Annotated in this window: 21 protein-coding genes; 7 read left to right on the plus strand and 14 right to left on the minus strand. The window is 39.4% G+C overall.

Annotated features, from left to right (window positions below):
- Positions 1 to 48: 48 nt before the first annotated feature.
- From kduD to ACLIJJ_RS01350, 4 genes are read right to left on the minus strand one after another with little or no spacing between them, the layout of a single operon-like run.
- On the minus strand, positions 49 to 831 hold the full coding sequence (gene kduD, locus ACLIJJ_RS01335) for a 2-dehydro-3-deoxy-D-gluconate 5-dehydrogenase KduD (RefSeq protein ID WP_233313620.1): 783 nt from the start codon (positions 829 to 831) through the stop codon (positions 49 to 51).
- Between the two features lie 38 nt (positions 832 to 869).
- Positions 870 to 1,709, minus strand: a complete 840-nt coding sequence (kduI, locus tag ACLIJJ_RS01340; RefSeq protein ID WP_233313619.1) for a 5-dehydro-4-deoxy-D-glucuronate isomerase — start codon at positions 1,707 to 1,709, stop codon at positions 870 to 872.
- 50 nt (positions 1,710 to 1,759) lie between these two features.
- On the minus strand, positions 1,760 to 2,773 hold the full coding sequence (locus ACLIJJ_RS01345; protein WP_411410472.1) for a sugar kinase: 1,014 nt from the start codon (positions 2,771 to 2,773) through the stop codon (positions 1,760 to 1,762).
- A complete protein-coding gene (locus ACLIJJ_RS01350) occupies positions 2,770 to 3,423 on the minus strand; it encodes a bifunctional 4-hydroxy-2-oxoglutarate aldolase/2-dehydro-3-deoxy-phosphogluconate aldolase (RefSeq protein ID WP_233313617.1) in 654 nt (217 codons plus the stop codon). Before ACLIJJ_RS01350 ends, ACLIJJ_RS01345 begins: the two co-directional genes overlap by 4 nt.
- A gap of 161 nt (positions 3,424 to 3,584) precedes the next feature.
- On the opposite strand from ACLIJJ_RS01350, the gene ACLIJJ_RS01355 reads away from it, so the two are divergent.
- Both ACLIJJ_RS01355 and ACLIJJ_RS01360 read left to right on the plus strand, forming a co-directional pair.
- The gene (locus tag ACLIJJ_RS01355; protein ID WP_311315896.1) at positions 3,585 to 4,427 is read left to right on the plus strand and encodes a sugar phosphate isomerase/epimerase family protein; all 843 of its coding nucleotides are present in this window, start codon (positions 3,585 to 3,587) and stop codon (positions 4,425 to 4,427) included.
- Positions 4,428 to 4,493: 66 nt separating this feature from the next.
- The gene (locus ACLIJJ_RS01360) at positions 4,494 to 5,258 is read left to right on the plus strand and encodes an IclR family transcriptional regulator (RefSeq protein ID WP_341077206.1); all 765 of its coding nucleotides are present in this window, start codon (positions 4,494 to 4,496) and stop codon (positions 5,256 to 5,258) included.
- Positions 5,259 to 5,314: 56 nt separating this feature from the next.
- Here the strand turns inward: ACLIJJ_RS01360 and uxaC are convergent, their stop codons facing one another.
- The 6 genes from uxaC to ACLIJJ_RS01390 form a co-directional block, all read right to left on the minus strand.
- On the minus strand, positions 5,315 to 6,739 hold the full coding sequence (gene uxaC, locus ACLIJJ_RS01365) for a glucuronate isomerase (protein ID WP_411410473.1): 1,425 nt from the start codon (positions 6,737 to 6,739) through the stop codon (positions 5,315 to 5,317).
- Between the two features lie 9 nt (positions 6,740 to 6,748).
- On the minus strand, positions 6,749 to 7,885 hold the full coding sequence (locus ACLIJJ_RS01370; RefSeq protein WP_411410474.1) for a glycoside hydrolase family 88/105 protein: 1,137 nt from the start codon (positions 7,883 to 7,885) through the stop codon (positions 6,749 to 6,751).
- 107 nt (positions 7,886 to 7,992) lie between these two features.
- A complete protein-coding gene (locus ACLIJJ_RS01375; protein WP_233313614.1) occupies positions 7,993 to 9,492 on the minus strand; it encodes an MFS transporter in 1,500 nt (499 codons plus the stop codon).
- A gap of 156 nt (positions 9,493 to 9,648) precedes the next feature.
- Positions 9,649 to 11,139, minus strand: a complete 1,491-nt coding sequence (locus tag ACLIJJ_RS01380) for a UxaA family hydrolase (RefSeq protein ID WP_237941557.1) — start codon at positions 11,137 to 11,139, stop codon at positions 9,649 to 9,651.
- A 50-nt stretch (positions 11,140 to 11,189) separates the two neighbouring features.
- On the minus strand, positions 11,190 to 12,662 hold the full coding sequence (locus tag ACLIJJ_RS01385) for a tagaturonate reductase (RefSeq protein WP_233313612.1): 1,473 nt from the start codon (positions 12,660 to 12,662) through the stop codon (positions 11,190 to 11,192).
- Between the two features lie 161 nt (positions 12,663 to 12,823).
- On the minus strand, positions 12,824 to 13,822 hold the full coding sequence (locus ACLIJJ_RS01390; protein ID WP_233313611.1) for a LacI family DNA-binding transcriptional regulator: 999 nt from the start codon (positions 13,820 to 13,822) through the stop codon (positions 12,824 to 12,826).
- A 224-nt stretch (positions 13,823 to 14,046) separates the two neighbouring features.
- Here ACLIJJ_RS01390 and ACLIJJ_RS01395 point away from each other — a divergent pair, with 224 nt between their 5' ends.
- A complete protein-coding gene (locus tag ACLIJJ_RS01395) occupies positions 14,047 to 15,357 on the plus strand; it encodes a prolyl oligopeptidase family serine peptidase (protein ID WP_233313610.1) in 1,311 nt (436 codons plus the stop codon).
- Between the two features lie 50 nt (positions 15,358 to 15,407).
- On the opposite strand, the gene ACLIJJ_RS01400 is transcribed toward ACLIJJ_RS01395, so the two are convergent.
- Positions 15,408 to 15,695 (minus strand): hypothetical protein, encoded by a 288-nt coding sequence (locus ACLIJJ_RS01400; RefSeq protein WP_233313609.1) that lies wholly within the window; start codon positions 15,693 to 15,695, stop codon positions 15,408 to 15,410.
- A 350-nt stretch (positions 15,696 to 16,045) separates the two neighbouring features.
- Here ACLIJJ_RS01400 and ACLIJJ_RS01405 point away from each other — a divergent pair, with 350 nt between their 5' ends.
- From ACLIJJ_RS01405 to ACLIJJ_RS01415, 3 genes are all read left to right on the plus strand, one after another.
- Complete coding sequence (locus tag ACLIJJ_RS01405) at positions 16,046 to 16,390, plus strand: hypothetical protein (protein WP_233313608.1); 345 nt, start codon at positions 16,046 to 16,048, stop codon at positions 16,388 to 16,390.
- A 78-nt stretch (positions 16,391 to 16,468) separates the two neighbouring features.
- Complete coding sequence (locus ACLIJJ_RS01410) at positions 16,469 to 17,407, plus strand: acetamidase/formamidase family protein (protein ID WP_233313607.1); 939 nt, start codon at positions 16,469 to 16,471, stop codon at positions 17,405 to 17,407.
- Between the two features lie 284 nt (positions 17,408 to 17,691).
- A complete protein-coding gene (locus tag ACLIJJ_RS01415) occupies positions 17,692 to 17,820 on the plus strand; it encodes a hypothetical protein (RefSeq protein WP_267913273.1) in 129 nt (42 codons plus the stop codon).
- A gap of 10 nt (positions 17,821 to 17,830) precedes the next feature.
- Here ACLIJJ_RS01415 and ACLIJJ_RS01420 read toward each other — a convergent pair whose 3' ends face one another.
- Positions 17,831 to 18,145 carry a CHY zinc finger protein gene (locus ACLIJJ_RS01420; RefSeq protein WP_233313606.1) on the minus strand — a complete coding sequence of 105 codons (315 nt, stop codon included), beginning with the start codon at positions 18,143 to 18,145 and terminating at the stop codon, positions 17,831 to 17,833.
- A gap of 157 nt (positions 18,146 to 18,302) precedes the next feature.
- Here ACLIJJ_RS01420 and ACLIJJ_RS01425 point away from each other — a divergent pair, with 157 nt between their 5' ends.
- Positions 18,303 to 19,073 (plus strand): YhfC family intramembrane metalloprotease, encoded by a 771-nt coding sequence (locus tag ACLIJJ_RS01425; RefSeq protein WP_251645552.1) that lies wholly within the window; start codon positions 18,303 to 18,305, stop codon positions 19,071 to 19,073.
- Positions 19,074 to 19,120: 47 nt separating this feature from the next.
- Here the strand turns inward: ACLIJJ_RS01425 and ACLIJJ_RS01430 are convergent, their stop codons facing one another.
- Positions 19,121 to 19,711: a restriction endonuclease gene (locus ACLIJJ_RS01430; protein WP_233313604.1), complete on the minus strand. Its 591-nt coding sequence runs from the start codon at positions 19,709 to 19,711 to the stop codon at positions 19,121 to 19,123.
- Positions 19,712 to 19,803: 92 nt separating this feature from the next.
- On the minus strand, positions 19,804 to 21,486 hold the full coding sequence (locus tag ACLIJJ_RS01435; RefSeq protein ID WP_411410475.1) for an ATP-binding protein: 1,683 nt from the start codon (positions 21,484 to 21,486) through the stop codon (positions 19,804 to 19,806).
- Positions 21,487 to 21,596: the final 110 nt, after the last annotated feature.

Consider the following 21,596-nt stretch of genomic DNA (forward strand, 5'->3'; position numbering starts at 1 on the left):
AAAAAAGACATTTTTCAAAGCACAGATTGAAAAATGTCTTTTTTTTTGTTATCTTGCTAACCAGCCGCCATCAACTGCTAAAATATGGCCGTTCATATAGTCGGAAGCTTTGCTTGCCAAGAAAACGATAACGCCCATCAAATCTGCTGGATCTGCCCAGCGATTAGCAGGTATGCGCGATAAGATTTCCGCATTTCGCTTTTCATCAGCCCGAATTGGTGCTGTATTGGCTGTTTTGATATAGCCTGGAGCGATAGCATTAATCTGGATATTATATTCAGCCAGTTCATTAGCAAATGCTTTTGTAATACCAGCGACTCCATGCTTGCTTGCTGTGTAAGGCGGAACGAACTTTCCTCCTTGGAATGACAGCATGGACGCAACATTGATAATTTTTCCGCCGCCTTGCTCCTTCATGATTTTTGCTGCAGCCTGACTCAAGAAGTAGACAGCGTTCAAGTTAATGTCCATAACTGCATCCCAATCTTCTTCAGAATACTCAAGCAGCGGGGCACGTCTTATTGTTCCTGCATTATTGACTAAGATATCAATTTTACCAAACGCTTCTTGACATGCTTCAATGGATGCCTTTGCTTGTGCTCTGTCAGTCAAGTCAGCTTTATGAAAAACTGCCTTTCTGCCTTCCTTCTCAAGCAGTTCCTTTGTTTCGTCCCAGTCATCGTTATGGGTAACAATGAATACATCAGCTCCTGCTTTTGCAAGAGCAACTGCATAGCCCTGTCCTAAACCTGTATTTCCGCCTGTTACAATAGCCACTTTTCCGTCCAGCTTAAAATAATCTAAAGAAAATTGATCAAATTGCGTCGTCATTATCATTTCCTCCTATTTTTCGCATCGTTTTGGTTTTATCAGCGCAAATCTTCCATTTTTACATGGTCCATATCCGTATACGTGATGTTTTCCCCGCACATTCCCCAAATAAATGTATAATTGTTTGTTGCTGTTCCAGTATGGATGGACCAGCTTGGCGAAATAGCTGCTTGCTCATTACTCATAACCAAATGTCTAGTTTCTGAAGGCTGCCCCATAAAATGGAACACACGAGTTTGCGGCTCCATATCGAAATACAGGTATACTTCCATTCTTCTTTCATGTGTATGGCATGGCATCGTGTTCCAGACACTTCCAGGTGACAACATCGTCAAGCCCATTTGCAGCTGGCAGCTTTCGCAAACATTAGGATGCACATATTGATAGATTCGACGTTCGTTAAGTGTTCCAGGCTCTCCCGCTTGCAGAGGCTCAATTTTATTAATATCAATTTTAACAGTTGGATATTGATGATGAGCAGGTGTTGAATTGATATAAAATTTTGCTGGATTTTCCGGATCATCTGAACGGAAAATTACTTCTCTAGTTCCTTTTCCGACATACAGACCATCTCTTTTTTGCATGTCATATACTTCTCCATCTAACGTGACAGAACCATTACCGCCAATATTTATGATACCAAGCTCACGGCGCTCTAAGAAATATTCGACTCCTAGTTCTTTATCGAGGGTTATAGTCAATTCTGATTGCGCTGGAGTTACCCCGCCAAAAATCATGCGGTCATTATGAGTATACGTTAGGCAAACTTGACCTGGTGTGAAGATAGTTTCAACGAGAAAATGGTTTCTCAAATCTTCCGTCGTATATTTTTTCATGTCCTCAGGGTGGATAGCATAACGAGTATCTAATTCTGTCATTTTCAATCGCTCCTTAAAATGTTTTTATGAATCAATACAAAAAAATGATATTAGCGGGAAATTCTTCCTGAGCCTGATTCTATGAATCTCTGAACTTCCTCTTTCGTAAATTGGCTGCAGTCGCCATGAACTGTGTGTTTTAAGGCAGATGCCGCAGCTGCGAATGTTACTGTCTTTTCATAATCCATTTTCTCTAGCAGTCCGTTTATAATCCCTGCTGCAAATGCATCCCCGCCACCAACCCTGTCCACTATCGGCTGAATATCATGGACTTTCGACTGATATAGCGTCCCATTTGCATAAAGATTTCCTTGCAGTTCATTACTAGAGGCTGAAATATTGTTTCGGAAAGTGGACACCATTACCTCCAAATTCGGAAAAATTTCATTGATTTTCCGGTAATAATACACAAGTCTTTCCTCTTTTGACAGAGTATGATCAGCTTCCTTGATGCCGAGAAGAAAAACTGCGTCTAATTCTCCGCATGAACAAATATCCACATAAGGCAAGATTGGCAGAATGGCTGTTGCGGCCTCTTCTTGACTCCATAGTGTTGCTCTGTAATTAAAATCGAAGCTGGTTTTAATTCCTTTCCTTTTGGCCGTTTTTAAAGCTTCCAAAGTTAATTCTCTTAAATCTTGTGACAGCGCCAATGTTATGCCAGAAACATGGAATAATGATGCACCGTCAAGGATTTCCTCGAAGTTTAACTCACTAGCAGAAAGATTGGCAAAACTAGAATGCTTCCTGTCATAAGTTACCCGCGGACTTCGTTCGCCAATGCCTGCTTCCAAATAATATGTGCCTAACCGTTCACCGCCTTGCAGCAAATATGCTGTTGACACACCATTTGCCAAAAGATGCCGCTGAACTCCTCGTCCTAATGCATTATCTGGAACTTTGCTGACGAAATATGTATCATGCCCGTAGCCTGAGAGAGCAATAGCGACATTCGCTTCCCCGCCTCCATAATGCATCTGAAGTGTATCTGCAGAAGTTAAAAGTTCACCTGGACTTGTGGAAAGCCGCAGCATGATTTCTCCTAACGTGACAACCTTCGTCATTGTGCTTTTCCTCTTGCTTCTTTAACCTTTTCGACATACTGCCTTGCATAGGCGGTAACTTGCTCGAAATTGCCCTCTTTAGCTGGTGCTACCAAGTTGCCGCCTACACCAACAGCAGCACAGCCGTTTTCAATCCACTCATGAATATTTTCCAAGCTTACACCGCCTGTCGGCATAATATTCACATGCGGAAGGGGAGCTTTTACTGCCTTTACATAATCCGGTCCAAAAGCGCTGCCTGGAAACAGCTTGATGATGTCAGCACCATATTCAAGGGCCTGCTTCATTTCTGTTACTGTCATGCAGCCTGGCATATAAGGGATTTGATACAAGTTGCATAGTTTAGCAGTTTCCTTGTCAAAGCAAGGACTGACTATAAATTGCGCGCCAGCCATTATCGCTAATCTTGCCGTATGGCCATCCAAAACTGTTCCTGCACCAATCACTACGTCCTGGTTATTTCGGTAGCTTTCCACAAGCTCTCTAATCGCTTTTTCCGCATCCTTGACAGTAAATGTCACTTCTATTCCAGTAATTCCGCCGTCCACACATGCAATGGATGTCTGCACCGCTTCTTCAGGGGTATCAGCTCGGATAACAGCGACAACCCCACAATCTGTCAAAACACTTAAAGTATTCGCTTTATTCATCTTGCACCTCCGTCAATAATCTTGTATAATTTCTTATAAGGAAATCCGATTTATTATTTGGAAACACAAGTTCATTATAGCTGTATTTGAAAACGAATTCAAGAAAAAAGAAAACTTTGCCTGTTGAAATCTATTTATCCAATTGAGGGAGGAAAAGGAAAATGATGAATTTAGGTATTAGGGCTCATGATTTGAGCAGCCATTCATTAGAAGGGCTTGCAAAGGAAGCTTCAGCAAAAGGATTTTCTGCTGTGCAATTAGCATTAGCAAAATCATTTCCAGATTTACATATACAAAGAGGCAGCCTCTCATCTGGTCTTGGATCTCATATTAGCCGTGCTTTCTCACAATCTGGCATCCAAATTGCTGTTCTCGGATGCTATATTAATATGATTCATCCACTCCATGAAATTAGACACCAGGAATTAACAAGATTTAAAGAGCATCTCCGTTATGCAAGAGACTTTGGCTGCAGCATCGTCGGCACGGAAACAGGTAATGTTAACGAAGTGATAGAATACACAGAGGAAAACTTCACAGAAGAAGCGTTCCAAAAGGTTGCTGTCAGCGTTAAGGAACTTGTTGCTGAAGCCGAAAAATTTGGCGTAATTGTCGGCATAGAAGGTGGTATCAACCATCCCATTCATACCCCAAACTGCATGAGAAGATTGCTTGATATTATTTATTCCAATAATTTGCAGGTTATTTATGATCCAGTCAACTTCATCACTTTGGATAACTACAAAACCCAAGAAAAATTGTTCCAGGAATCAATAGAGCTATTCGGAGACCAAATTGCCATTGTCCACCTTAAGGATTTTATGATAGAAGACGGAAAAATAACCACCGTTCCTGTTGGAAAAGGGATGCTGGATTACGAAAAGCTGTTTTCGGTACTGAAGAAAAACAAGCCATATATGTATTATTTAATGGAGTCTACAGCTGATCCTCATATCGAGGAAAGTGCGAAATTCATCCGAAACGTGTACAATAGTATCAACTAATGCTTGGATAAGGGAAAAAACAGTCTTGTCTTTTTCCCTTCCAGCTTTGAAAAAGGAAGGAATACAATGGAAAAACAACTTTATGGAACGGTTTTGCTGAAAGCAGACAAAATTTTGTCCTACTTAGCCGGCTGCCAAGAAGCACAAGCTTTATACACAATTGCAAAAGAAACAGAACTGACTAACTCGACTGCCTTAAAAATACTCGAAACACTTAATTATATTGGCTATGTATATAAAGACAGCGAAACGAAGAAATTCTCTCTTGGCCCAACTATTATAAAGTATGCAAACAAGGCAATTGAGCAGCTGGACATAAAAGAAATTGCCCAGCACCATTTAGAAGTCTTGCAGGAGGAGACGACTGAAACAGTCCATCTAGGCATACAGGATAAAGCCAATATCGTATATATTGCTAAAATTGAAAGTAAAAATCCAATCTGCCTCTATTCCAAAGTAGGTAAAAGCATTCCAATGTATTGTTCTGCAATGGGCAAAGCAGTGCTTGCCGATAAAGGCGATGATGTGGTGGACTCATATCTCGAAGACAACGAGCTTGTCAAAATGACAGAAAACACGATTACTACGAAGGAAGGCTTTCACAACGAAATTGCTAAAATAAGGGATATTGGCTATGCCTTTGATAACTGCGAACATGAAGAGGAAGTATTTTGTGTCGGTGCATCTGTCACAATTGACGGAAAAAACTATGGAGCAATCAGTGTGAGCACACCTAAATACAGGGTTACCGAGCAATTTGAACAGCAAGTTATTGAAGCTGTGCAAAAATGCCAAGCAAATATCATTAAGGATATAAAAGCCTCCTTATAAAAGGAAGTTATATTAAAATAAAGGCTCTTGCTGCCCTAAACAGCAAGAGCCTTTATTTATGGTCTTCTTTCTACTCTATCCCTTAGGCTGAAAAAATTAACGGCATTATTATAAGAAATATCCTGAACAATTTTACCGAGTAGCTTCCTATCATTAGGCGCTTCTCCTAGTTCTACCCAATTGCCGATAAGATTGCATAATATACGCCTGAAATAATCATGGCGTGGATAGGACATAAAAGAGCGGGAATCTGTCAGCATGCCGATAAAGGTACTTAACAGACCAAAATTAGATAAAGAGGAAAGCTGCTTTTCCATCCCATCTTTTTGATCATTAAACCACCAAGCAGTTCCAAACTGAATCTTCCCTTTTATGCCGCCCTCCTGAAAAGAGCCGGCCAATGTTGCCAGTACATCATTATGTACAGCATTCAAATTGTACAAAATGGTTTTCGGCAAAGCATCCTCTGACTCTAGTTCATTTAACAGCCTAGAAAGCTTCTCTCCATAATTCCAATCACCGATAAAATCAAAGCCGGAATCCGAGCCAAGTCTTCTTACCATTTTCGTATTAGGGTCCCTTGCCGCACCAATATGCAGCTGCATTGTCCATCCAAGCTCCGCATATTTTCTTCCTAATATAAGCATAAGCTCTGTTTCATATTGCTCCACTTCAAAATCTGACAGCTGTCCGCCATTCAGTCTTTTCGCAAATATAGCCTCCATTTCACTTTCCGTTGCTTTGGCAAACGGAATGGTTGTAAAGGCGTGATCTGAAATAAAGCAGCCATTTTCATTAAAATGCATAATCCGAGCCATGATTGCATCGACAAACTGGTGAAAGCTATTTATGGATAAGCAGGCGGACTTTTCCAAAGTTTGCACATATTCATGAAAGTCCTCTCTGCCAATTCTCAATAGTCTGTCAGGTCTGAATGTCGGGGTAACGTTTGTACTAAAAGCACTGTTTGATAATGCCTGATGATGCTCCAAAGTATCAGCAGGATCATCTGTCGTACAAATCCACTCCACATTAGATCCTGTAATAAGACTTTGTGCGGAGAATGCCTCACTGCTTATTTGTCTGTTGCAAGCATCATAAATTTCTTGCCAATTCTCTCCTGACAGCTGCTCTTCTATCTGAAAGTATTTTATCATTTCCATCGCAGACCAATGGAGCAGAGGATTGCCGATTGTATAGGGAAGTGTTTCTGCCCACGCCTTAAATTTTTCACTGTCTGAACGGCTTCCTGTGATTAACTCTTCATTAATCCCAAATGTGCGCATCGCCCGCCATTTATAATGGTCGCCGCCAAGCCATATTTCCGTTATATTCTTGAAGCGTTTGTTCTCTGCGATTGCTTTCGGGTCTAAATGGCAATGATAATCAATGATAGGCAGATCCTTCGCATAGTCATGGTACAGCACTTTAGCACACTTGTTATTAAGCAAAAAAGTCTCCTCATCCATAAATCGCTTCATAATATCCCCCTATTTCCGTTTTTGATTAAGCCATTCCATCTCAGCACTTGCTAAAATAAATGGTCCGACTCCTTTATGGTCATTTGTAACAATCGGTTCACTGATATAATAAGCGAAAGACCCATCCCTCTTATCAGCACCGCCAAGCCCGCCGACATAACAGATTTTATTAACATTAATATAGCCTTCTTTTGTTTCTGTAATAAATTCGTCGAGAATGCCTTCATAAACTTTTTCTGCAACTGCAAACCATTCGTCACCGAGATAGCCTTGGCGCACACCTTTGGCGATAGAATAGAGAAACATGCAGCTGCAAGAGGATTCTAAATAATTACCTTTTCTAGTGCCTTGATCCATAATCTGATACCAAAGCGAAGTTTCTTTATCTTGCACCTTCATAACAGCTGCAAGAACTTCCTCAAGCATTTCTATTAATCTCTGCTTTTGCGGATGGCTGCTTGGCAAAAAGTCCAGAACATCCACAAGCGCCATCGCAAACCAGCCGATTGAACGGCCCCAGTAATGCTTTGACAGTCCTGTTTGTTTATCTGCCCATGGCTGTGCTCTCATTTCATCATAGGCATGATGCAGTAATCCTGATTTTTCATCCTTCGTGTTCTTTTCACACAGCAGAAATTGATTGATGACATCCTCCCAATCTTCTTCTTTCCCGAAGAAATGGACATGTTTACCGTAAAATACAGATCCCATATATAAACCGTCAAGCCACACTTGGTAAGGATATATTTGTTTATGCCAGAAAGATCCTTCCTTCGTACGGGGATGGCGGCGCAGCTGTTCTCTTAACAGGTCAGCGGCCTTTTTGTATCTTTCATCCCTTGTTTCTTTATACAAATCTAGAAGAATTTTTCCGTTATTAACATGATCAATATTGAATTCCTTTAAGCTGTATTTTGGAATATTGCCGACCCCGTCGACAAACAAATCAAGATTTCGTTGAATATAGTCTAAATATTCTCTGTCACCCGTCTGCTTCCATAGCAGGTACATTCCTTCCAGAACGACGCCGTCTTCGTATTCCCACTTCATCTTCGGGTTAATTTCCGGCTTTCTTTTCATCACGCTTTTCGCAGCTTTTGCTCCCCAGCAGTTATAAGTTTTCTTCTTTTCAAACGTTTTCTCCACCTTTACTCACCTCTTGTTCATTTTATGTTCACGTTAACATTTATATTTATAGTGTAAGAGTTTTCAAGAATTTTTTCAACAATAAACTTTTCTGCCTGTCGTTATTTCTAAACCGTTTTCCTGCTTTGATAGCCGAGCGAATTGTTTCCAAAGCACTGTTCATACTTAAAGCCTGTTAAATATTCCACTATTTCCTTCGTTTCCTTGTCTACTTCCTGTTTGGAACCGCCATTGTTGATTCTTTCTATTTCTTTTATAATCATCGCATGTGTTTTGCTGTCCAGTTTCATCTTGTATGTGACTAAAATAGCGATTATGGCAAGCGTGATGACTCCAACGGCAAACACCCATACAATGGCATTGACAGCAGATTCAGGCTGTGCCGCATTGCCGGAAACAAAGCCGAATTTCTCCAAAATCCATCCTAACAAAAAGACGATAACAGCGCGAACAAGCTTTCCTGCAAATGTCATTGTGCCCGCATATATTCCTTCCCTTCGTCTTCCAGTCACGAGCTCATCAACGTCAGCTAAGAATGTGTATACTGTCCATGGAATATAGTAAACACCGCCAGTACCAAATCCGAAAATAGCTGTAATAACAATGATCAAAATGACAAGATTAGAAGATCCAGTTAAAAAAAGCGCCGTATAGCCTATTACACTAAGAACAACAATCGTTAACGCCATTCTATACGGCTTGGCAAAGCCCATCTTCAAACATATCCCGATAAAGATTGCTGTTGAAATCAATTGCAGAATAGAGTTCATGCTGTTTAGATTGGATACAACCTCCGAGCTTTGTCCTAATCCAAAAATAATAAAATAAGTAAACGCAGAAGCGAACAGCCACTCTGCACCAAAACCAAACAAATACATTCCTAAATGATGCCTGAAGGTTCTGATTTTGAAAGTAGACAGCATATCAACCACAAGCTTTTTCAAAGATTCAAAGAGATTGCCGGCGCTGTCCTCATTCTTAATACTCTCAAGCGGTCTCTCCCACGAGAATAGATATAGCGCAAGCATGGCTAGCATCATAATGACTCCATACACGATGCCTGTGTAAAAAAATGGCTTCGCCACATCTTGTCCATATTCTGCGATAAAACGTCCTGGTATGAATGCTGCTAAAAAGCCCGCGATTTTACCGAAGATAGCCTTATAGCCTGTCAGCTTTGTCCGCATAGAGAAGCTGTCTGTCATCTCTGTAGCAATCGTTTCATAAGGAACCATGATTCCTGTATAGATCAATTCAAACAGTATATATGCAGATAAATAATACCAGTATCCGAACCCTTCCATCCAAATCATTGGATACACTAGCATAAGGGGGATTCCGAGTAAAATAAAGAATCGCCGTCTGCCAAATTTGCGGCCGAGCTTTGTCTTATGGAAATTATCTGTTATAAATCCCATGATTGGATTGCTGATCGCATCCACTATACTTGCGATTGAAAAGATGGAGGCTGCCTGAACTGCAGACAAACCGCAAAAAGTAGTTAAAAAATACATCAGCCACGCTCCGCTGATAGCGAGTGCTCCACTTCCCAATAAGTTACCGCTTCCATAAGCAAGCTGATGTGTCAGACCTATCTTTCTAGCCATATTGCCTTCTCTCCCTACATGTATTAATAATTCTTGTTCAAAAAATGTTAACGTTAACATTTTTTATTATAGTAGATTGTTCACCGTTGAGCAATCGATGTCATCTTATTGTCACAAAATATTTTGGAAGGTGTGAAAATTTCCACACCTTCCATCCTATAACGTTACACCATCTTTAAAAATAGCAATTTCTCTAAAGTTATTTTTCTCGTGATTTACCTGCATCCCGCTGGCAACATCAATAATATAGTTAATAAACTCCTCAAGGACGGCCTCTTCCTCTACATCCTCAAGCAGGCTGCCCGCATTAAAATCAATCCAGTGTGATTTTTCTTGATAAAGAGGTGTATTTGTCGACACTTTAATCGTTGGTACAAAGCTGCCAAATGGCGTTCCTCTCCCTGTTGTAAATAAAACAAGCTGGCAGCCAGATGCACCTAACGCAGATGTTGCCACAAGATCATTCCCTGGAGCACTTAGCAGATTTAGACCGTGTTTAGCGAGCTTCTCTCCATATTTCAGCACATCTACGACTTTCGCTGACCCTGCCTTTTGGGTGCATCCAAGTGATTTGTCTTCAAGTGTTGTAATTCCGCCTGCTTTGTTCCCTGGAGAAGGATTTTCGTAAACAGGCTGGTTGTAACGCATGAAATACTGCTTAAAATCATTGATCAAAGCTACTGTTTTTTCAAACACCTCTTTTGTATCAGCCCGCTCCATTAAAATCTTCTCTGCACCAAACATTTCTGGCACTTCCGTTAACACAGTTGTTCCGCCTTGCGCTATTAAAAAATCAGAAAAGCGTCCAAGCAAAGGATTTGCGGTAATACCAGAAAAGCCATCTGAACCGCCGCATTTCAGCCCAACTTTTAATTCGGATAAAGGAACATCCTCCCGCACGTCGCTTTTTGCATTTGTATAAATCTCTTTTAACAGCAAGACGCCAGCATCTATTTCATTGGACACAGATTGGGAGGACAAAAATTTCACTCTGCTCTCATCGAACTCTCCAAGGGAGTCTTTAAAATCTTCAATAATATTATTCTCACAGCCTAGTCCTAGCACTAATACACCGCCAGCATTCGGATGGGTTGCTGCATTTCCGAGAATTGTCTTAGTATACTCATGGTCATCTCCAAGCTGAGAACAGCCATAATTATGCTTGATTACTTGAATGTTTTCAAAAGGGGAAATATCGCCGACTTCACGGGTGAATTCCTTTACAATTAAGTCAGCTATCCCGTTAACACAGCCGACTGTGGGCACAATAAATAGTTCATTGCGAATACCGACAGTGCCATTTTTTCTCCTGTATCCTTTAAATGTTTTATTTACCTTTGTATACGGGTTATCTCTGATTTGCCGAGAATAGCTATATTCCTCGATGCCAGACAGATTTGTTTTGGTGTTATGTGTGTGCACCCAACTGCCTGCCAGCAAATCTGTTGTTGCATGGCCAATTGGAAAGCCGTATTTGATAATATCACTGTTAGCAGCAACTTTTTCAATAGTGATTTTGTGCCCATATCCAATATCCTCTGTTAATGTCAGTTCCTTGCCGTCTACAACCAGCTTAGTGCCTGCTTTTAAGTTTTTTAGGGCAACTATACAATTGTCCCTTTCGTTGATTTTAATAAAATCCCGCATGTCTACTCCTCCATTTATTTAAGTATTTAGACTACTTTCCAGACAGCTATTTACAGTGATTTTTTATTTTCCATGCATGCTTGAAGGGCATTTCTTATTCCGGAAGTTTCCATCATCATAAGATAGTCTGTAACAGTGTCAGCTAGGCTTTCGATTGCACTTAAGTCCTGCCCCCACAACGCTTTCTCTCCTAAAACGGAGGTGACAAAGCTGTAAAGAGAGGTGCGGGTTTCGTCCACTGTACTCCATTGTTTATCAAAAAATGAGATAATTTCCTTATCGTCACGAAGGATAATTATATCTTGACCCCGTTTGCCTTTGTAAAAGGAGAGGAGAGCGCAGAACGAAAAAACTAACTTCTGTGGAAGCTCGCCCTTTCGTTCTGCATACTCCAATAATGTCGGCAAATCTCTTGTTCTAAACTTTGAAATAGAATTTAAGGAAATATCCATAACATAGTGGGTAATATATGGGTTTAAGAAGCGGTCGATAATGTCGTTCGCATACATGATTAGCTCCTCTTCAGGAAGGTCAATTGTCGGGATAATTTCTTCGAAGATCAGGCTCCTGACAAACCCGCCGATCTGCTCATCAAGCATCGCTTCGCCCACCGTTTCTTGTCCGCATAAATAAGAAACCGGTGTTAGCGCTGTATGTGCTCCATTTAAAATCCGCACCTTTCTCGTTCGGTATGGTGTCATATCATTTACGATGAATCCATTAAGTCCTGCCTCCTCTAAAGGTAATTCTTTCTTCAGCCAATCAGGTCCCTCAATAACCCATAAATGATATTGCTCTCCTACTACGATAAGGCTATCCTCATACCCTAATTCTTCGGTAATTTCCTTAATGGAATCCTTCGGATAGCCTGGAACAATCCTGTCTACTAAACTCGAGCAAAAAATTGTAGGTTCTGTTAACCATTCAACAAAATCACTTTCCAATTTCCATAATTCCGCATATTGAAGGACGATTTTTTTTAATTCTTCTCCATTCCTGTCAATTAATTCACATGGAATAATGACAACTCCCTTATCCTTGCTTCCTTTAAAATGCATGTAACGATGATACAATAATGCTGTCAGCTTCCCTGGAAAGCTGCTTGGAGGTGTATCTGTATACTTGTCTTCAGGATTATAAGCTATGCCTGCTTCTGTCGTATTGGAAATGATAAAGCGCAGCTCTGGATTTTCTGCGAGTTTTAAAAATTCATCGTATTGCTGATACGGATCAATCCCTCTTGAAACTGCTTCAATTACTGTATGCTCTCTGACGGCCTCGCCATCTTTAATGCCTTGAAGAAATAAAGTATAAAGTCCGTCTTGGTCGTTCAGCTTGTAGACTGTTCCGTTTGCACGAGGCTGCACAACTGCTACACTGCTTTTAAAATCTGCTTTTTTATTCATCTTATCTACTTGCCAATCTACAAAGCCCCGCAGAAAATTACCTTCGCCAAATTGAATGATTTTCTCAGGGTATCTCCCAGACTTTTTCGTCCAACAATCTTTTATGCTGTTATTCAACTAAAACGCCTCCTTTTTATGCACACGTTAACATTTTGAGTGAAGCCAAATAAAACGTATACAAAATTAATATACATTCGATTTCCATTTCTATCAACCTTTTACTAATAAAATATGAGCATAATCATCCGATTATGCTCACGTGAACATTTTGATTTATATTATATATTGAGTACAGAATCTCGGACAATCAGTTCTGTTTTAACGAAAACACTTTCACCAGTCTCATTTGGATCATTAATAAGTTCAAGCAGTTTTTTCGCTCCTTTTCTGCTGATCTGCTCAATCGGTCTCTGAACAGTTGTCAGCTTTGGTGTTACATATTGGGAGAATGGGCTGTTGTCAAAGCCTACAATCGAAATATCGTCAGGCACATGCAACCCCTTTGCAAATACTGCATTAATCGCTCCGATAGCCATATCATCATTGGAACAAAAAACAGCGCTTGGTGGATTGTTTAATCCTAAAAGTTTTTCCATTGCTTGATAGCCGCTTTCCATATCATAGCTGCCTTTAACCATATACCGTTTGTTTATGGCCAAGCCGCTTTGCAGCAATGCTTGCATATAGCCATTTTTTCTTTTTACTGCTGTTTTAAAGCTTTCTTTCCCTTCAATAATCCCAATCCGTTCATGCCCCTGCTGTACTAAGTAACTAGTTGCCTCCATTGCACCAGATTCATCATTGGATAGAATATTCGTAATGAAAGGATCATCAATTTCCCGATTTAGAACAACTATCGGTATATTTTGGTTTTGCACATGCTGGATGAATGCATCATCGTCATCGCTTTGGCTCATCAAGACAATACCGTCAAACCTTTGGCTGTTGATTGCCGCTAAATCTTTAAAGTCATCTATTCCTCTGACAAACAAATTATAATTCTCATCTATCTCCCCATTTACTCCTTTTATTACATTGGCAAGAAAGCTTGCCGAAGTCCCATTTGATATGCTCGTAAAGAACAAGCCGATCGTATAGGATTTCTTCAGGACAAGACTTTTGGCACTATAATTAGGCACATACTGAAGCTGTTCTGCCAGCTCCAAGATTTTTTTTCTTGTATCTGGTTTTATTAGAGGGCTTCCATTTAGCGCTCTAGAAACAGTCGTATGTGACACGTTTGCTAATTTAGCAATATCCTTTATCGTTACACCCAATGGTATCACTCACTTTTTCATGGTTTCTCTATTAGTTTACTTGAATATTTCAGCAATGGTCAAGACAAGCAAAAAACAAAATAATGCTTCCGTACGATGACTTTTTACTATATTAATGGGTTAACTTGCTAAAATAGGCTTTTTATCCCTTATCACAAGTCTGCCAACATGATAGCATTATTTTTGTAAGCGTTTCATAAACATAAGAGAGGAGCTGCTAAAACATGAACAAGTACATAAAATCTGCATTATTGTTTACTTTAGGCTTCATCTTAGTTTTCTCTTACAGCACTGGTGCAAGTGCTGCACAAAAAGGGAAGAATAATACTTCTTATCGCACAGTTATCGAAGTGAAGGATTGGGGTCCAGCAGTAACAAAGCTAATTGTAGATATTGGAAAAACTATTCCCCAAAACAGCGTAGATAAAGACACTTTTAAAGTACATGTCACAAGGAGTGACAGCAGGCTTGCCAATCCCCTGTTAGAGGAAGGTTATAATAATGTTACAAATGCCTTTGTTTCCGACAAAAATGGAAACGCTGCCAAAAACGGCAAATATGTAGTTATTGAACTCGAGCACGGCCCAACTGTGACAATAGGTGCGGCGATGAACTATGACTTTGCAACAGGCTTAAACGAATGGGTTGATTTTAGTTATGAAATTCAACAAGCAAAGGATATTAAAACTAAAGGTAAGTCGATTTCCGGCCTTCTTGTCACTTCATACAAGGGGACAGAAAATGGCCTGGTAGGTGAATTTTCTTTAGGAAAACATTCAGCTGATGGCACTACATTGACATATGCTGATTTCGCCCCTGCAAAGGATAAACAGAAAAACCCGTTAATTATCTGGCTGCATGGCGGCGGTGAAGGCGGGACGGATGCCACCATCCCTATTTCTGGAAACAAAGCAGTGAATTTTGCTTCTGACGACATGCAATCCATTTTTGGTGGTGCATACGTATTGGCACCTCAAGCTCCAACTTATTGGATGGATGGGCTGACAGGCAGAGCAGATGGCACTTCCAAATATTCAGAAGCATTGATGTCTCTCATTGAAGAATATGTTAACAAGAATCGTGACATTGACAAAAATCGTATTTATATCGGCGGAGCTTCAAATGGTGGCTATATGACACTGCTTATGACTCGTGATCACCCTGGCTATTTCGCAGCAGCCTTTCCTGTGTGCGAAGGTTTAAATGATAAATATGTAACAGATGAAGATATTACAGCTCTAAAAGAAACACCAACCTGGTTTGTAACAGCCAAAAATGATACAACGTTGCTTCCAGAATTAAACACATTGCCAACATACGAAAGGCTTATTGCCGCAAATGCACAAGATGTCCATTTAAGCTTATATAACGACGTCCATGACACATCCGGATTATACCGCAATGCAGATGGAAGTGCTTATCAATATGATGGTCACTGGTCTTGGATTTATGTTTTTAACAACGACCCTGTAACGGCTATTAACGGTAAAAACATGACGATTATGGAATGGCTTTCTTCCAAAACATTGCAATAAATAAAAGAAAGCGGCTGTTGCCCAGCCGCTTTCGATACCAATTTAAGTATTTAAGAAATCACTTTATATTTTTTATTTATCTTAAATGCTAAAATCCGCAAAAATTCAGATACAGTCATTCCTTCTACATGCCTTGAATACCATGAAAGCTTTACACCCATATCTTCTCCATCATGTCTCACACCGATCGGTTTATAGCCCTTCTTCCCTGATGTGTCTGTATAATCGAACTCTATGATTAGCTCTTTTCCCTCTGGTGTCTCTAATTTCACTTTATATCTCGGATGATTATACTCTGGCTTATACTTTACACCTTTGATTTTTGCTTTTGTATTCATATAGTCTCCTTTATGAAAAATTATTTTTCCATTCCCTTTAGATTCAGGAATGAATGGCCAACCTTCATAAAAATAAACTCTGTAATGAAATGGAATGGCTGGTCTAAACTGCATAATCGTCTCTTAAGCAACAGCAAAAATTTTTAAGAGAATAATAGCGGTGTTACAGAGCCAAAGAAATAAAAGAAAAGGATAAAGACCATAACACCCTTTAAGCCGTACTATTTATATATATGACTCTCCCTTACTTATATGCCTGCTTTTTCCAATCATAACGTTTTACTGTTTCCTCTTATCATCTTCTGTTAAAATGGTATAATCATTATTAGTCTATTTTTTTGGAGGAAACAATGATTAATGCAATTGGTATAGTAGACTTTAACTATAAGCCGACACAAACTTCTAACTATAAACTGCATGTGTCGAAAAAGATTAACGGAGTAAAAAATAAGTTTTCTGATAAATACGAGGTGCTTTCCGTTTCTGAACCCTTTGATTTAGATGGAGATATTCACGTTCGTGTGTCCTGTTCTTTTGAAATATATTTGTCTGAAATAGCTTATTGCCGAACGATAGATGATTATGTCAGCCATATATTTCCTACATTAAAGCAGCGTCTATCTTCTAAATTAATTTCGACAAAAGTGCATACTCTTACAAAAATTCATACTCCTGATGAAAAAAATTATTATTAAAAAACCCTTTTTCAGTTCCTGAAAAAGGGTTTTTTTATTCGGATATAGAAATAAAAGGCAAAAGAAAGGAGTGTTTGCTTGAAACATATATTAACTTTAAAGCAAGAAAATTTTCATGGTTCTTTCAGCAAGGACTACCGCCCTGTACTGACAGTTGAATCAGGAGACAGTATTCAATTACAAACTTTAGATATTGAGTGGGGCTTTTCTGAATCAGAAACTGCTGAATACAAAACATTCATTTCCAGTCAGCAGGAAAAAAAGCCCGGCCATCCAATGATTGGACCAATTGCTGTTAAAAATGCGCAGCCAGGTATGGTGTTGGAAATTAAAATAAATGAGATTGTCCCAGGCTGGTACGGCAGAAATTGGAGCGGCGGTATTAAAAATTGGCAGAATCTCACACTTGGGATTGCAGACGAAGAAAGGATTCAGCTTGACTGGAAGCTTGACTCACAGCAAATGACAGGCAGCACAAATATAAATGGAAAAACATTTACAGTTGCTCTTAAACCATTTATGGGAGTAATGGGAGTGGCGCCAATGGAAGAAGGCGTGCACGCAACACCTCCTCCCCGTTATTGTGGCGGAAATATCGATTGTAAGGAATTGGTGAAAGGCAGCAGCCTGTTTTTGCCTGTTGCTGTTGAGCATGCCCTTTTCTCTATAGGCGACGGACATGCGCTGCAAGGGGACGGAGAAATTTCTGGTACTGCAATTGAGTGTCCGATGGAACTTGTTGACATTACGCTTATTGTTAGGAATGATATGAAGCTGAAAGCACCCATTGCAAAAACACCCTCAGGCTGGATAACACTAGGATTTAATGAAGACTTAAATATCGCAGCAGCAGATGCCTTAAATGAAATGATTTCTTTCATGCAAAATACATACCAAATCAACAGAACAGAAGCTGCTGCCTTAGCAAGTGCCGCTGTTGATCTGCGGATTACGCAAGTTGTCAATGGCGTAAAGGGAGTGCATGCCGTATTGCCTTTCGGCGCAATAAGATCATGACTGGAAAAACATGCTGGAACATACGTATGTAAATCTAATTCAAAACCAAACTATTTATACCTTTATTGATTAATAGTTTGGTTTTTTGTATTTTCGGTTTTAATACATTATTTATTAACTTAGGGGATTGAAGTGAAGGACACTGATTTACATAGGTTATATTTGTTTTGTCTCTTCTTTTCCATATTTTGAAACTTTTTAAAAATCAGCGCGTATTACTTGTATAAATAGTTAATATACAAGTAATACAAATATAACGAAATCACAGGAGGCAGGTTAAAGAAATGAAACTAAAAAAGAAAAAGGAAAAAAAGGATCGTGCTGACGCGGCAGAATTAGCAATGGAATTAGCTGAACCCCTTTATCTTCTCGTGCGGTTTCTGTTTCGGGCTATCGGCAAGTGGCTGAATTGAATTAATATTATTATTCCGCTGCAAAGTATAAATGATGATGTAAGGAACATCTGTCATTATACTTCGCACCACAAACAGTACAAGAGCTCATTTCCTTGTACGAAGCAATGGAATGCTCTGTATTGCACACACCACAAAGAATAGCCTTCTCCGCAAATTTATATTTCGGCCAAACTTGAATTTTGTGATCTGCTGCCTCTTCATGACATTTATAACAAGGATAGTATGTATTACAGCAATAGAATTTAATGGCGATAACATCAATAGCACTGTGATAGTGCTTGCATCTCGTCTCATTATCTATCGTAAATCCGTGAACTTGCATAGTCTTTCCTCCTAAAGCAGAACTGATTATATTATACAATGATTTTTTAGAATACTTCCATTCCAATCTCTTTAAGAAATACCCATTAGTAATTGACACCCTTTTCTTTCTGTTATACATTATATATAACAGATAGATGGAAAGGAGAGGAAAAGTTATGTCTACGATTCTTACAGGAGTCTTGCTACAAATTGTGCTAACTGTCATTATTCCCATCATCCTCTTAATTGTGCTGCGTGTTAAAAACATGTTTACCTGGAAAGCTTTCGGAGCCGGAGTACTCATCTTTATTTTGTTTTCACAAATACTAGAAAAGCTTTTGCATGTAGCTGTCCTTGCCCCATCAGGAATTGCATTGAAATGGACAGACAATCCTTATATTTTCGCAGTATATGGGGCATTTGCGGCGGGAATATTTGAGGAAGTCGGCAGATATTTTGCGTTTCAAGTAATGTTAAAAAACAACCGGTCTTACAGAGACGGACTTTCCTATGGGCTCGGGCATGGCGGAACAGAATCGGTTTTAATCGGAGCTTTTTCTGCTGTAAATACGTTAGTCATTTATTTTCTTATCCAATCTGGAAGTCTTGAGCAAACGCTTGGTGCTTCTCTCCCTGAGGGACAGCTGAATCTCATCAAGGAACAGCTTGCCAACGCAAGCATATGGCTGTTTGCTGCAGGCGGAATGGAAAGAATATGTGCCATCGCCCTTCATATTGCCTTGTCTATCCTCGTTTTACTTTCAATAAGGGAAAAACAATGGAAGTATTTAATGTATGCGATTCTGTTTCATGCTGCTGCTAACTTCCTGCCAGGCTTATACCAAGCGGGAGTCATCAAAAGCCTGCTGGCTGTAGAAGCAATTCTTTTCAGCATTGCAGTAATCTCTGTCATTTTCACTTACCGAATAAAAAACAGATTTCATTAACTAAAAAAAAGAAAATTCTCTTTAGTACGCAGAGAATTTTCCTTTTTTTATGTCAGCTGCGGCCTAATACTACTCATTTCCTTTTCCGCATTCCTTAAGCTTACTAGCCATAGATCAGCAAGTGCCATGCCGTCCATTAGTTCTATATTCAGCCCCTTAGCATAAGTGATTGCCTTAGGCGTAAAGGTGCCAGCTGTTATCACATAACCGCCTGCTGCACGTTTTTTTATGATGTTTGAATGAATCAAGGCAATTTGTTCAACCCCGACTTCATGCTGATTGCTATTAATTTGTCCTAAGTACAGCCCATCTTTTGTTTGGTGCTCCAAGTTTACACCCGTTTCATCTGTATCATTCAGCACCCAAGCTGTGCCACCTCTTGTTCTTTCCAGCAGGTTTGCAGCAAATAACTCTAAGGTTACTTCCTCTTTCACCCAGACCGGACTGCTTGTAATTTGCTTATCAGCTGGAAGAAAACGCAGAAACAAACCCATTGCTAACGTTTTTCTTATTTCCTGACTTGTATGGAGATGCTGTAGTATCAGACTGTCCTTATAATTCTCCTGCTTTTTTGTCCAGAAAAAATGAATGAAAGCAAGGACAATCAGTATACCTGCAATTACTTCGAAAAATAGCAAAACTGTTCCCTCCTTATTCATAAGGATAGACAGAGAGAATATAATTATACAAAAAATCACAAAAGGTTGTAAAAAGCTGCTGCCTGAAGCTTTTATGAATCCAATGGAATGCTCACCGTAAAGGTTGTTCCTACTCCTTTTGCGGAATAAAATCGAATATGTCCGTTATGCTGTTCAATAATGTTATAGCAAACCATTAAACCGAGACCAGTTCCCTTTTCCTTTGTTGTATAAAATGGCTCCCCTAGCCTGTCTTGAATATCTTCAGGAATGCCCACACCATTATCGATTATCTCAAACAAAGCATGTCCATCCGCTTCCTTGGCATAGACCATAATTTTACCGCCATGAGGCACTGCTTCAATCGCATTTTTTATGATATTCATAAATACTTGCTTCACTTGATCTCCATTACATCTGCAAAATAACGGCTTGTCCATTATTTCAAAATGAAGCATCACATTCTCCATATTTGCCTGTGATTGCATAAAGGTACAGATATCATATAAAAGCTTGGACAAATCCATCACTTTAATTTCTGTCGACACTGGCTTTCCTAGCAATAATAATTCACTGGAAATTGTCTCAATCCGATTAATTTCAGCATCTAAGATTGGATACACATCTTTAATGTTTAAGGACCCTTGTTCTGCCAGCTTCATAAACCCTTTAATAGCTGTAAGCGGATTTCTGATTTCATGGGCAATGCTTGCAGCAAGCTGACCTGCAATTTCCAGCTTCTCATTCCTTATCATCAGCTCATGATTTTCTTTACGTTCCTTTATGTTTCTCGCAATATGAATAATCGTTTCCTTATCCTCAAAAACGAAGGGAAACGACAATACTTCTACATCGACTTTTTTGCCAGTCATTGCTATTAATTTAACTTCACATGTAGAAAATCGATCCTTATTAAGAACATTTGCAGCCTTTTGCTTAATCTCTTCATGATAGGCTGGGTCAATGATATCCCATACTACTTTATGTTGAAGATTCTCCGTGTTTGCTTTCATTAACTTTAAAGCCGATTTGTTTGTATATGCTATATTGCCACGTGAAGTGATAAAAACGGCGTCAGGCATTTCTTCTATAATTCTTGCATAATGTGATTGTGCAATTCTCAAGGAAGATATAGCAGTCTCATAAATCATTTCCTTCCGAATGGAAGGATGCAGATTCTCTTTGTCATAAAAGCTTGATACTACAAACTCATTATCAGACATAATGTATTGATTAAATTTCATGATCTCCATTTGTACCGTTGCTGGCAGCTTCATCCCATCAAATGCACAGATGCCAAAGCTGTTGACTTTTTTGATAAACTGTTGGGCACAACCTTCATATTTCGTTAGCTTTTCGAGCAAGTTAACCTGTCCGTCAAGCCAAATCACCTTTCCCCAATGCCTAATTGGTTTTCCAGTTTTTAAAAGGGGACCTATCGTTTCTGAGAATTTCCGAAACATTCTGTCAGGATTAAGCGGCCTACTCGGTTCATAGAAGTCCTCATTATCTACAAAAAGTATAGATTCCAATTGTGATTTAGTAACACCTTGGATTTGGAGTTTAGCAACAACGATGGAGCGGACTTTGTTGCTGTCTATAAAAAGAATCCCTTGATTTAATTCAATTCCGGCAGTTAAAAAAGACAGCGCATTATCTATGTATTTTTCAAACTCTGCAGATACATATAAAATATGGGTACCATTTCTGATTTTTGTATTTTTGCTAAGAGCTGTTTCAGGAGGAATATTATGTCTAAAGCTGTTAATTGCCATCCAAGTCCCCACTTTCTTATGTAGCGTGTTTATAAACGTAAAAATGAATTTTTGATATCGCTTACTTTTCCTTTTCTATCATACATATTTTTTGGTAATTTTCCTAGTAC

It is taken from the genome of Niallia laureatilytica (assembly GCF_046613985.1).
GTDB lineage: Bacteria > Bacillota > Bacilli > Bacillales > Cytobacillaceae > Niallia.

Excerpts from the sequence above, each read along its gene's own strand:
- ACLIJJ_RS01375 (WP_233313614.1), bottom strand. The coding sequence starts at position 9,492 with ATGGCTAGAAAGATAGGTCTGACACATCAGCTTGCTTATGGAAGCGGT.
- ACLIJJ_RS01355 (WP_311315896.1), top strand. The coding sequence starts at position 3,585 with ATGATGAATTTAGGTATTAGGGCTCATGATTTGAGCAGCCATTCATTA.
- ACLIJJ_RS01350 (WP_233313617.1), bottom strand. The coding sequence starts at position 3,423 with ATGAATAAAGCGAATACTTTAAGTGTTTTGACAGATTGTGGGGTTGTC.
- kduI (WP_233313619.1), bottom strand. The coding sequence starts at position 1,709 with ATGACAGAATTAGATACTCGTTATGCTATCCACCCTGAGGACATGAAA.
- ACLIJJ_RS01345 (WP_411410472.1), bottom strand. The coding sequence starts at position 2,773 with ATGACGAAGGTTGTCACGTTAGGAGAAATCATGCTGCGGCTTTCCACA.
- ACLIJJ_RS01435 (WP_411410475.1), bottom strand. The coding sequence starts at position 21,486 with ATGGCAATTAACAGCTTTAGACATAATATTCCTCCTGAAACAGCTCTT.
- ACLIJJ_RS01425 (WP_251645552.1), top strand. The coding sequence starts at position 18,303 with ATGTCTACGATTCTTACAGGAGTCTTGCTACAAATTGTGCTAACTGTC.
- ACLIJJ_RS01360 (WP_341077206.1), top strand. The coding sequence starts at position 4,494 with ATGGAAAAACAACTTTATGGAACGGTTTTGCTGAAAGCAGACAAAATT.
- ACLIJJ_RS01405 (WP_233313608.1), top strand. The coding sequence starts at position 16,046 with ATGATTAATGCAATTGGTATAGTAGACTTTAACTATAAGCCGACACAA.
- ACLIJJ_RS01395 (WP_233313610.1), top strand. The coding sequence starts at position 14,047 with ATGAACAAGTACATAAAATCTGCATTATTGTTTACTTTAGGCTTCATC.
- ACLIJJ_RS01420 (WP_233313606.1), bottom strand. The coding sequence starts at position 18,145 with ATGCAAGTTCACGGATTTACGATAGATAATGAGACGAGATGCAAGCAC.
- kduD (WP_233313620.1), bottom strand. The coding sequence starts at position 831 with ATGACGACGCAATTTGATCAATTTTCTTTAGATTATTTTAAGCTGGAC.
- uxaC (WP_411410473.1), bottom strand. The coding sequence starts at position 6,739 with ATGAAGCGATTTATGGATGAGGAGACTTTTTTGCTTAATAACAAGTGT.
- ACLIJJ_RS01415 (WP_267913273.1), top strand. The coding sequence starts at position 17,692 with ATGAAACTAAAAAAGAAAAAGGAAAAAAAGGATCGTGCTGACGCGGCA.
- ACLIJJ_RS01400 (WP_233313609.1), bottom strand. The coding sequence starts at position 15,695 with ATGAATACAAAAGCAAAAATCAAAGGTGTAAAGTATAAGCCAGAGTAT.
- ACLIJJ_RS01380 (WP_237941557.1), bottom strand. The coding sequence starts at position 11,139 with ATGCGGGATTTTATTAAAATCAACGAAAGGGACAATTGTATAGTTGCC.